The 11,283-nt window shown below is 54.6% G+C and carries 12 protein-coding genes; 7 read left to right on the forward strand and 5 right to left on the reverse strand.

Annotated elements, in window-relative coordinates; translation table 11 throughout:
* Positions 1–35 precede the first annotated feature (35 nt).
* Positions 36–611 carry a PepSY domain-containing protein gene (locus tag ACR0AC_RS04930; RefSeq protein WP_480872200.1) on the reverse strand — a complete coding sequence of 192 codons (576 nt, stop codon included), beginning with the start codon at positions 609–611 and terminating at the stop codon, positions 36–38.
* A 232-nt stretch (positions 612–843) separates the two neighbouring features.
* On the opposite strand from ACR0AC_RS04930, the gene ACR0AC_RS04935 reads away from it, so the two are divergent.
* Entirely contained in the window at positions 844–1,917 is a 1,074-nt protein-coding gene (locus ACR0AC_RS04935) for a hypothetical protein (protein WP_480780099.1), read from the forward strand.
* Between the two features lie 207 nt (positions 1,918–2,124).
* On the opposite strand, the gene ACR0AC_RS04940 is transcribed toward ACR0AC_RS04935, so the two are convergent.
* Complete coding sequence (locus tag ACR0AC_RS04940; RefSeq protein WP_170456588.1) at positions 2,125–2,313, reverse strand: hypothetical protein; 189 nt, start codon at positions 2,311–2,313, stop codon at positions 2,125–2,127.
* A gap of 332 nt (positions 2,314–2,645) precedes the next feature.
* Here ACR0AC_RS04940 and ACR0AC_RS04945 point away from each other — a divergent pair, with 332 nt between their 5' ends.
* From ACR0AC_RS04945 to ACR0AC_RS04955, 3 genes are all read left to right on the forward strand, one after another.
* The gene (locus ACR0AC_RS04945; RefSeq protein WP_480780098.1) at positions 2,646–3,035 is read left to right on the forward strand and encodes a hypothetical protein; all 390 of its coding nucleotides are present in this window, start codon (positions 2,646–2,648) and stop codon (positions 3,033–3,035) included.
* Positions 3,036–3,512: 477 nt separating this feature from the next.
* Positions 3,513–3,938 (forward strand): CGNR zinc finger domain-containing protein, encoded by a 426-nt coding sequence (locus ACR0AC_RS04950; protein ID WP_170622689.1) that lies wholly within the window; start codon positions 3,513–3,515, stop codon positions 3,936–3,938.
* Between the two features lie 233 nt (positions 3,939–4,171).
* Positions 4,172–4,621, forward strand: a complete 450-nt coding sequence (locus ACR0AC_RS04955) for a MerR family transcriptional regulator (RefSeq protein ID WP_480872202.1) — start codon at positions 4,172–4,174, stop codon at positions 4,619–4,621.
* Here the strand turns inward: ACR0AC_RS04955 and ACR0AC_RS04960 are convergent, their stop codons facing one another.
* From ACR0AC_RS04960 to ACR0AC_RS04970, 3 genes are all read right to left on the reverse strand, one after another.
* Positions 4,622–5,299 carry a class I SAM-dependent methyltransferase gene (locus ACR0AC_RS04960; RefSeq protein WP_480872204.1) on the reverse strand — a complete coding sequence of 226 codons (678 nt, stop codon included), beginning with the start codon at positions 5,297–5,299 and terminating at the stop codon, positions 4,622–4,624.
* 3 nt (positions 5,300–5,302) lie between these two features.
* The gene (locus ACR0AC_RS04965) at positions 5,303–6,145 is read right to left on the reverse strand and encodes a 3-methyl-2-oxobutanoate hydroxymethyltransferase (protein WP_170456597.1); all 843 of its coding nucleotides are present in this window, start codon (positions 6,143–6,145) and stop codon (positions 5,303–5,305) included.
* An 812-nt stretch (positions 6,146–6,957) separates the two neighbouring features.
* Positions 6,958–8,265, reverse strand: coding sequence for an aminotransferase class I/II-fold pyridoxal phosphate-dependent enzyme (locus ACR0AC_RS04970; RefSeq protein ID WP_170456599.1), 1,308 nt, complete (start codon positions 8,263–8,265; stop codon positions 6,958–6,960).
* A gap of 94 nt (positions 8,266–8,359) precedes the next feature.
* On the opposite strand from ACR0AC_RS04970, the gene ACR0AC_RS04975 reads away from it, so the two are divergent.
* The 3 genes from ACR0AC_RS04975 to mgrA all read left to right on the forward strand — a co-directional run bounded on the left by ACR0AC_RS04975 (position 8,360) and on the right by mgrA (position 10,917).
* Entirely contained in the window at positions 8,360–9,226 is an 867-nt protein-coding gene (locus ACR0AC_RS04975; protein ID WP_480872207.1) for a LysR family transcriptional regulator, read from the forward strand.
* Between the two features lie 188 nt (positions 9,227–9,414).
* Positions 9,415–9,714, forward strand: coding sequence for a site-specific integrase (locus ACR0AC_RS04980; protein WP_480872209.1), 300 nt, complete (start codon positions 9,415–9,417; stop codon positions 9,712–9,714).
* Between the two features lie 171 nt (positions 9,715–9,885).
* A complete protein-coding gene (gene mgrA / locus ACR0AC_RS04985; protein ID WP_480872226.1) occupies positions 9,886–10,917 on the forward strand; it encodes an L-glyceraldehyde 3-phosphate reductase in 1,032 nt (343 codons plus the stop codon).
* Positions 10,918–11,283: the final 366 nt, after the last annotated feature.

The following is an 11,283-nucleotide window of genomic DNA, read 5'->3' on the forward strand; positions in this document are numbered from 1 at the left end:
CGAGAAACTATAGGTAAAGGGTCGTCAGCTTCACGCTATTTTTTACCGCCGCCTTTTCCACCACCATTGCCGCCACCATTGCCGCCGCCATTACCGTTGCCATTTCCACCGCCGTTGCCGCCCCCGTTTCCGCCGCCATTGCCGCCTCCGTTACCGTTGCCACCGCCATTGCCGCCACCGTTACCATTGCCACCGCTGTTACCGTTGCCACCACCGTTGCTGTTGCCGCCGGCATTGCTGCGACCTGCGCTGTTTCCACGGGTGGCAGAGGCGCTCTGACCATTATTGCTTTTGGATTTGGTTGAATTGCGTGCGGCCTCGGAAATCTCGCGCCCGATACTTGAACGGTTCGAGACGACTGTGCCGGTTTGGGCATTTACGATCACACTGACGATCTTTCCGCCCGGCTTTTTGACCAGAATACGATAGTAAATCTTGTCCGTTTTGAATGCGCGCGCATCGACTGGCGTTCCACCGAAGGCTTTTTCCACGCCCTTGATGACACGGTTCAGCCGTATTGCGTTGCCGGACAACGTCGCCATGCGCAGTTCAGACTGTTTGAGTTCACGCGCGTCCGCATCCGCTTGCCCTCCGGACAAGACGGTCAGCAAAGCCACAACCAGAAATAACACTTTGGCTTGCATTACACCCTCAAACACAGTCGACGAAGACTATAAGGCCGGACGTGAACCGATGATGAACAAGCAGTTAGCCCTGCGTTCAAGCGACCTCAAGTTTAATGCAGCCCAACTTTGTTGATTCGACCAGGGATCATGCTGCCCGGATACAGCGGCTAAGCTGTGAATGCTGACAGCCGTTGCTGTGAGTTGTGAGGAGATTGAGATGAAAACCACCAATTGCGGACTGCTGAAAGCCTCGACAATCGCAATCGCCTTGTTGGGCTCAACAGCCATTGTCGCCACTGTCGCAACTCCCGATTTTGCCTATGCCAAGCCAGGCAACGGTAATGGCGGCGGCAATGGCAATGGCGGCGGCAACGGTAATGGTGGTGGCAACGGCAACGGCGCTAAGGGCGACAGCGGGGATCGCAGCTCTGCTGGCAATAGCGGTCGCGGGAAAGGGGCCGACAAAAGCCGTGGCGGCAGCAAGGCCGGGAAATCCGGACAGAGTAAAACAAAGTCTCAGTCTGCTCGGTCCGGTCAGAAGAAAGGCGGAGGGTTCTCTCTGAAGGACTTGTTCAAAGGAAAAAGCAAAGCCCGCAAAACAGAATCCACTCGCAAGGGCGCCACGACAACACGTGGAGCGCAAAAGGCCAAGGCGCAAAAAACGGTTCGCGAGACTGTAATTGTGGAAGAGTCGAAACGCCCTGTTTCCCGAACCAAAGGCAACCGTCTTGCAGCGCTTCTTGGCGCTCATCCCTCGGAACTGGGCGCGCTTAACGCGGCCAATGCAAGCCCAACTGCACTGGCCAATGCCGCACCCAATTCACGGGTTGGCAGAATAGCCAAGTACCGAGACACGGTGCTGGCAGGTGAGCCATTGCGTGAGGAACTGGAAGAACAGTTGGAGGTTCTTGCAGGACTGGAACAACCAGACCGGTCAGTTCAAGAAATCGAGGATGATTTGGAAGCCGCGCTGGGCGACGTTCAAGCCAACCGCGACAAGGTTGAAGAGCTTGAGCAGGCTTTGGAAGACGCGGGTGGTACAGATCCTGACATCGAAGCACAGCTGGCAGAAGCCCAGGCCGCTTTGGACGACTCGATCGAGGAAGCCCAGGACCTAAATGACGAAAGACAGGCCGCCATTGACTACAACGAAGCTGTCGAAGAGGCGGAAGAACTGGCAGAGCTTGTTGAAGAGCAGGACCTGGCTGAACGTGAAGCCTTGGAAGCAGCCGCCAACAAACCGGTCACCGACGCGGTTGAAGCGCAGGTTAAATCGCTTCTTGGGCTATGAACTGAAGCTGATTGCCCATTGTTGACCTCCACTCTTGGACGTACCGAAAGCCGGGACGGTCAAGGGCCTTTCGACGCTTCAAGCGTTGGCTTTCGGCAACCGCGGCGCGCACAAAGAAAATCCCGCCCCAAGATGGGACGGGATTTAGGTACAATTCCGATATTTAGGACGAAATCGAGAATTGTTCGGGGGTCAGCTGACTCGCCTTCAGACGTTTTGGTGAGCCTCGGATAGCCGCTTGTTTTTAATAATCTCTGTCAGTGCATTTTCGACAGGAGGGAAGCGACCATTGCTCGAATTCATCGTGGTTTGCAGACGCTCTTCAACAGATTTGCCGGCGGTTCGCATCGCAGCAGCTCTGCTGTCGTCTTCAGTCACAAAGGCAGGCTTGACCATCTTATTCCCCTTGTTTCCACCAAACGAACTAGGTGTCGTTCGATCCAACTCGATCACTATGCCCAAGCTTGGTTGAACGCATTGAGAATACATTGTTCACCTTCGGTTAATGTTGTTTACGAGACAAAAACAAATGAATTGTCTGGCCGCGCGACCCAGCTATTGCCCCTTCCGGTTTGACGATTTGGAAGGTCGTTAGGTGAGAATGTCGTGCGAAACAAACCAACGCGGCATAGCTCAAGTCGCCATCGACAAGCCATTCTCCGCCTATGGGTTGGATAAATCCGAACGGAGATCATAACTGGGATATGACGCAAAAGGAGGCAAAAGTGATGAAAACGGCATTGGGATTCGCGGCGACGTTATTCATCGCTCAGACCGCGCCTGTTTCGAGCGCGAACTTCGACGCTCATTCTCACAATCTTAAACATATTATCGATATTAACACGGAACTGCAGCCCGTTCTCGTTAAATCCAAAGCAAAACATTGCCCACCGGGATTGGCCAAGAAAGCGGTTCCATGCGTGCCCCCGGGGCAAGTCAAACGATATCGGGTTGGGGATTACATCTATGATGGGTATGTGCGTATCGACAATCCCAGCCGATATGGGCTGCGGCGAAACGGCTATTATGTGCGTGCCGGAGACTATGTGTATCAGGTGAACCGAGAGACGCACAAGGTGTTGAACCTGATAGGTGCCATAGCTGATATTCTTAACTAACTGTCTGCTTCACTGACTAAGTATGCTCGGTTATCTGCCGTTTCGACGCAAACCGAAAACGGGGCAATAGACTCGAACGGGATACTGGCCCAGCTTTAAGAGTTCTTCGGGGTTCAGGTGATCCAGGGCCCCGCGCTCGGCCAAAATATTGATCAGATCAACGCACCATTCATCGATCTCTACATCATCGCGGTCTGAAAGACGCTTAACCCATTTTCAATGGCCGGTTCTCCAAAGCCCACTCCAAACGGAATTACAAAGATGGTTATTGGAGCCAACCGCAGCGCTCCGCACAGGACTCCCCGCCTTGTCTGGACGAACCTACGGTTTTCATAACATATTTTGGGCGCAGCATTTTTCTAACCATGGTAAAGGTAGGGTTCAAAGCGCAATGCAGATCAACCCTTATAGTGGTTAGAAAGCGTCACGAACTACAGTACACACACCATTGTTCGACAGATTACAGGCAGGCTGGCATTGGATTCCCTGAACACGGCAAACTGGACGAACGACAATCAGGTCCTAAACGAGAAAATTGGAACGACCGCTGATTTAGACATTTTGGCTCAGAAACTCGGGCTGCCCAATGCGCTTCACTCTTCGTCAAACGAGACAATTCGTGCGTTCAGATCAAACCTGAGAAGTGCAATTTTGAACCCCGCACAATTTATAGATCTGAACATTGATATACAATTGCAGAGGCTTGAAGCCTTGCCAAACCGGTCTTTATTAAGCCTGCGCCGCTGGCCTTTGATTCGGCTGATCGCAATCTCCGCGTTGTCGATACTGAGCGATAAGCGCGCACTGACTCGCGTGAAGACGTGCCCCGGCTCCGATTGCGGCTGGCTGTTTCTTGACGAAACCAAAAACGCCCGGCGCAAGTGGTGCATCATGGAAACCTGAGGAAACAGAGCCAAAGCCTCCCGCAACTACTCCCGCCGGAAGCAAACAAAATAAAGAGCTTAGCTCAAATACCTGCGCGGCGAGCGATGGAGAGAAATGGGCTTAACTGATGTCTGCAGAGCAGAGGCTTGCACAACATGACGGTGCTGCGGTGAAGCAATTGAACCAGCAATAACGCTGGTTTTCTGACACTATGTTAGATAAACAAGCCCACATTCACGAGAAGCGTTGCTATGAAAATCGGTGAGATCGTCGAAAAATCAGGTTTGACGGAGCGAATGCTGCGCCATTACGAGAGTCTTGGGATTATTGCACCAACAAAGTCGGCAAGGGGTACGCGACTATACAGCGATTCCGACTTGTCGGTTGCGCGCTTGATTCATCGGTTGCGATTGCTGGATATCGGTTTGGACAGCCTCTCGGAAATAGCGCAAGAGCGCCTGAAACATCAGACCGGTGATGAGTCGGCATCATCTGTTGGGGGGTTGTTGGATAACCTTGCCGAGTTGCTTTCTGAGAAAGCGCAACAGGCTTTGGAACTCAGGTCTGAAATTGTCGAAGCATCCAAGACAGTCAGTAAGTGCCAGGGTTGCAAGAACGTTCCGGCTTCGGAGACTTGCCCGGATTGCCCGATGAATGATGTGGTCCATCACAATTCAGTGGCCGCGATGGTCTGGAAGTAGTCAGTAACGATACACCTGACCGATAATACGCCACCTGCATTCAAATTTTGTATTTTCGTGCAAGCCGCAAGACGCGAGTCGTGGTTCTGGAAACTCGATGCCGCCCCTGGAGGCCGCTTGGACCCCAGACCATGACGCCATTTCGGTCTCAAGACCCTCTGGTGTAAGCCACTTTGTGAGGTGGAACTGTGGGATCTCAATGCGCAGCCCCGGGAACCTGAAACCTTTATATCCGCTGACAACCCACTTTCGCTCCGTCTCCCAAAATGGGGAAATCGCTTCAAAGACGGGCGCATAGGCCTGAGTTACCTGAATTGGCAACTCTGCCACTCCCCATGAAAAGACAGCGAAAATCCCGCCGGGCCGCAAGACCCTTCTTACCTCATGAGTATGTTTTTGAAGATCAAAGTAGTGAGCCGCTTGCATAGAAAATAGAAGGTCTACGCTGCTTGCCGAGTACGGTAACGCCTCTGCACGGCACTTTTGCACGGGGACGTATTGCAACGACTTGCATGGCGGCGCGGAATCGGTCGCGATGACCCGGCTAAACATTGGCTGCAAGTATGCGGAAAACTCGGCTCGACCGGCTCCACATTCCACACATAAGTCTCGTTTGAAGGGCAAAGCAGCAAGCCACCGCAAGAAATCTGCGGGGCCTGGCTGCGTTGTGTGATCCATATCCTAGTTGATCATTGCGAGGAACTTTTGATGTTCGCCCTCATGCATCGTATGACTCTGATCAGGCTTAGGAAACTGCCCGTTCGTTGCGGCAGCGAAGTAGGCTCCGTAGGCACGTTGCATCTCGCCCCATACATCGCCGAAAACCTCTCGCTTTGGCGGGATAGGAAAGACCGAGCACCCGATGATATCGCTCGATACATGGAAAATCCCGTGCGCGTGAGGGCCAGATCCAAGGCTGGCCACGGCCACAGGTAGGTTTTCATAGCACCACTTCGTAAGCTCAACAGATGTATGCTCGAAGAGCGCCGCGAAAATACCAGCATCAATCGAAGCCTTCACCAATTCGACAATCTGGGCGGCTTCTTCGGCCGTTCGTCCTGCGGGAGAATGACCAGAGTTCATGACAGCACGTTCACCTTGAACACCAAAATGACCAACAACAGGTATCCCAGCATCTACGATTGCTCGGATGTGATCTACAGTTCCAAGAGAGGGTTCGATGTGGACCCCGTCAGCACCAAGTTTCACGACTTTTGCTGCGTTGCGCACTGACTCTTCAATCGAGATACAGGCCGTTGTGTTCGGCATGTTGCAAATGATGAACGGGGACGACGCGCCTCTGAGAACACCTTCCAGCATGTAGAGTTGTTCTTCGAAGTCGACCGTTGCCATGGACGGATGGCCCATAAGTCCCATGGGTCCTGGACTGCCGCAGCACAGAAGGTCCATTCCGAGCTCTTCTGCCATGACTGCACTTGGCGTGTCATGGCACTCCATGCCGACGATACGCTCGCCTTTTTGTACTTTTTCGGCGAGGTGCTTCAGTCGTGTCTTTCTGCGCATTGTCTTAGTTCCTCCCACTGCGTCTTAATTTTTGGTGAGAGTATTATCTGACATTAATGTTAGATTCGCAATCCTAATGGGAATATTAGGCCTATGACGCGAAACCTGAACTTCATAATCCAATCATGGCCGTATGGATTGCGCTCTCGCGTCTCCAATTCGAAGAGCGCACGGCGACACTAACCCCGACTGGCTCATGAGGCAGAGCGCAACGAAGCTCAGCTTCTATAATCTGCTGGCCGCACCACTATTGTCGAATAGCATTGCCTCGCCCCCATCCGCGTTCGCTACGTGGCAGATCAGCAGGAACAGGCGCCTTTGGCGTCTGATCTGCAAATCAGCCCTGATTTTCCCAAAAGGAAGTCAGATCAATAATGTCGGCCTGGAAGCTGGATAAAGGGAGTGAGGCGAAAATGACAAGGTTCTGTCGCTGGTGGCAGAACTATGTGTCGCCAGACAAAGCTGTGGAACGTCACTGTTTTCTGACTCAACCGACTTCCAAAACCTCAACAAATGGATAAACTGCGTCATCCAATTCTGACCCAAACGTCAAGCAATTCTGACCCAACATAGACAACGGCCATTCACTAGCGCTGCGGCTAAGGTCCGCGTTGAGCCAATAGGAGATCTCTCAGATTTTCGCTGCGAGCGCGCGCAGCACGAAAATCGCCGCAGGTGCTCGGTTTAGGACGCCGCGTGGTGGAAGAGATCGCTGCCATTCGTTCATGGCGCAGCGAAAATCTCGACGGCAATTCTCACATGCGTGACAAAGCCGCCTGTCGTCAGGAAGGCACCAATGGCTGCTGTCAGTCTCAATGAACAAAGCAGAGCGTGTCGAAGTCTTTTCTCCATGAGGCCACCTCCTGACCCGTATCGTCGCCGTTAAGGCCACGCTTTATCAGCCCGGCAAGCTGACTTGCATCGGTCGTCGTCATGCCCCAACGGACCAGTTCTGGCGTGCCAATGCGCAACCCGTTCATATCGCCGTCAACCGCAGCCACAGGCAGTCCGATGCCGCAGGCAAGGAATCCATTCGGGCGCAGCTTCTTCGACGCCGCCTGACCGCCACCAAAGGGTTCGGCCAATACGGCGAACTGGTGGGAGTTCGTAAATCCATCGGCCCCTACGAAGACCGAAACCCCCTCAGAGTCCAATGCCGCAGCCAAGGCTTGTGACATTGCGATCATCTCTTTGGCATAGGCTTCCCCGAAGTCGCGCCAATCCAGCATGGTCACCGCCAGAGCAGCCGTCTTCGCAGCATCGAAGTTGGCAGTCATCCCGGGAAACGCGATGGCATCCAGCGCCTTTGCTATCTCGGCATCGTTGGTGACGATCAGTCCGCCAGCCGGCCCCCCAAGGCTTTTGTAAGTGCTCATCGTCATGAAATGGGCCCCTTCCTTCAGCGGGTTCGACCATGCCCGCCCGGCGATGATCCCGCATTGATGGGCCGCGTCGAACATAACCTTGGCATCGACCTCGTCCGCAATTGTACGGATGTCGGCCACTGGGTGTTCAAACAGGTTCAGACTGCCGCCGATTGTGATCAGCTTGGGTCGTTCGGCCCGGGCCAATACTCGAAGCTGATCCAGATCGACCGTGTAGCCATCTGCGTTTACCGGAGCCTCGACCGTTCGCAGGCCGTAAAGCCCAGCACAGCCCGCGATATGGTGCGTCACATGCCCGCCAATCGACGCAGGCGGCGCAATAATCGTGTCACCCGGTTTGCACGTCGCCATGAATCCGTAAAGGTTCGCGATCGCGCCAGAGGGCACGCGGACTTCAGAAAATCTGGCGTCGAACACCTCGGCGGACAGCTGGGCGGCGATGACCTCGATCTCTTCGATCGCTTCCAATCCCATTTCATACTTGTCACCGGGATAGCCCAAGGACGGGCGCGAACCGATACCTGACGACAAGAGCGCCTCTGCCCTGGGGTTCATGACATTGGTTGCCGGGTTCAGGTTGAAGCATTCCTCCTCGTGGATCACACGGTTCCGTTCTGCGAGGTCCTGAACCCGGGCAAGAAGATCGGCCGAGGTATTGGACGCAGTCTGGTTGGCAATATCCTGAACCAGAGTTTCGCTCGTTCCGGGAACCCAGTTTCGCTGTGCAAGTATCATCCACCATCCTCCTGTTTGCGCCAATCTGGCGCCCAAAGCGTGACAGCGCAAAGCAGATTTGCTATTTCTTGGCGTAGAAAAACTAAGGTTAAAAATGAGTGTCGCCCCCAAACGTCCGAAAGGACCACCACTGAACGCCATGCGGGCCTTTGAAGCCGCTGCGCGCCACGTCAGTTTTGTCGCGGCTGCGGATGAGCTTTGCGTCACGCCCGGTGCGATCTCCCAGCATATCAAAACTCTGGAAGATTGGGCAGGCACGTCACTCTTTCGCCGAAACGCTCAAGGAGTTGAGCTTACAAAGGCCGGAGCATCGCTGATCTCGAGGTTCACATCTGCCTTTGACGCTTTGGCGGATGCAACGCGCGCCTTGCGAAACCTTGGACCGGACGTGGATTTTCACATCGCAGCCCTTCCCTCTGTCGCTCAGCTTTGGTTGCCTAAAAGACTGAACAAGATCAGAGCGCACTTCCCCATGATCAACTTCTCGGTCACGGCCATGGAAGCCCCGCCGAGCCTGTCGAGAGAACTGTTCGATCTGGCGATCTTCTTCGATGTGCCGGATGGATCCCCCGATCAGGTCGCGATTTGTGCCGATGAGATTGTTCCCGTGTGCGCACCTGCGCTTCTGGAACGGGGCGCAGAGTTCGAGACAGCGGCGCTTCTGCACGACCAGACCTGGGCAGATGACTGGGCCGTTTGGTCAAAGGCAACAGCCACGCCCACAAGCGATCCGACGCGCGGCCCGAGGTTTTCCCTTTATAGCCTTGCGGTAGAAGAGGCCAAGGCCGGTGCCGGCGTCTTGATCGGGCATCTTTGCCTGATTGAAGACGCCCTGGCGAACGGAGCGCTGAAACCTGCCAGCGAACGCACCTGCCATGCCGGGCGTCATCTGTGCGCTCAACTGCCTGATGTTGGCAAGCGGAGGCCCGAAACCGATCAAGTCGTTTCGCTGCTCTGCTAGAAGTTTCAAAACCCGCCCTTCGAACGCTGTGCGGCATTCGGGAGGCATGGGCTCAGACCGGCCCAATGCTGCCACGGCATTTCCCAACGAACAAGCAACCGGACAACGGCCGTTCTAAACGCCAGTTAGAGTCAGGTGTCAGCGCGATGCTGATGCCTGGGCTTGGAGGGAGGATTGGAGGACCTAATATGCCAAGAGGCCAACTTCCCGCAGTCACCCCGAAACGCAGAGCCTGGAACAGGGCCCGGACCGTCGGCCAGAAAATGTCGCTGCTGCCGAAACAGGTCTGGGCGAGCCACGCGCGGCTCGAACTGGCGCGTAATCTGCGCGACCTTGCGCTGTCCAACGTGGCCGTCGACAGCAAGCTTCGCGGATGCGATTTGGTGAAACTGTGCGTCAGCGATTTGGTCAGAGATGACGGCGTTCGCGAGAGTGTGTCTGTGACCCAGAGCAAACCCGGCGACCCGTTCAGTTTGAACTCTCGGTAAACACTAGGGATACCATTGACGCATGGGTCAAATCGCCGGGCATGATTGATTACCGTTTCGATTTCCCAGCCGGTTTCACGACCGCCGCCATTTCTCAATCCGCCAATATGACTGACTTTCGCGGGATATGTGCGCATGACCAAAGCTCAACGACCGCCAAAGCCAAAACCCATGCCGTACACCCCGGAGCCGGACCGCTACGAGCGGATGGCGTATCGGCGATGTGGGCGGTTCGGTATAAAACTCCCTGTTGTCAGCTTGGGGCTGTGGCACAATTTCGGCACAGACTCACCGCACGAAAACAAGCGCGCCATGTGTCGTGCGGCGTTCGATCATGGGATCACTCACTTTGATCTGGCGAACAACTACGGTCCACCACCCGGTTCAGCCGAAGAGGCATTTGGCGAGATCCTCAAAACGGATTTCGCGGGTTACAGGGATGAGCTGATCATTTCCTCCAAAGCAGGCTACGACATGTGGCCGGGACCTTACGGAGAATGGGGGTCGCGCAAGTACATGATTGCGTCCTGTGACCAATCACTCGCGCGCATGGGGCTTGATAATGTCGACATCTTTTATTCCCACCGCTTTGACCCCGACACCCCGCTCGAAGAGACAATGGGTGCCTTGGATCATATCGTACGGTCGGGTCGCGCGTTCTACGCAGGTATCTCGAGCTACAACTCCCAACGCACGCGCGAGGCGGTGAAGATTCTCAACGATCTTGGGACACCTTGTCTAATTCACCAGCCTTCTTACAATCTGCTCAACCGTTGGGTGGAGCGGGACGGTTTGCTCGATACGCTGGATGATCTTGGGGTAGGATCGATTGCATTCACGCCACTGGCACAAGGCATTCTGACGTCAAAATATCTGCGCCATGTTCCGGATGGCAGCCGTGCCACGCAAGGAAAGTCGTTGCTCGATGGCATGATCAACGAGCGGTCCCTGGCAAGTGTCCGTGCTCTGAACGACATGGCCGAAGCACGTGGTCAGACTCTGGCGCAAATGGCTCTGGCCTGGGTGCTTCGGGGCGGACGGGTGACGACCGCTCTGATTGGTGCGTCCCGGCCGGAACAGATCGTCGACTGCGCAGGCGTTGTTGATAATCTCGACTTCAGTTCTGACGAGTTGAAAAAGATCGATGAAATCAGTTCGGAAGAAGATATCAATTTATGGGCAAGGTCGTCAGAAACAGAATGACCAATCTTATTATTGCCAAAACCCGAGAACATTTGGAACTTGAGGTCATTGGCGGCTGCAGCTTCTGCAGCTCGGCTAAATAACTATCAAGACCAACCGGCCCAATCCGGACGTTGTCCGCAACTCGAAGTTCTGCGGCGCAGAGATCTTCAAGATAATTTTTGATCCAATTGCATGTTCTTTCTGCTCACACAGGCGCGACGGGCTGTTAACGGACTGCGGACACTTCTCTTTTCCGTTGTGCATCCCGGACCAGCGCCGCAAGCCGATAGAAGCCGTGTGCCATTTTTGTGTAGGGCGTCAGCAGGAAGAAGGTCAGGACCGATCCGAGGTGGATGGCCAGCAGTGCGGGCATCAGAGGCGTTG

The sequence above is a fragment of the Ruegeria sp. H7 genome (assembly GCF_056532945.1).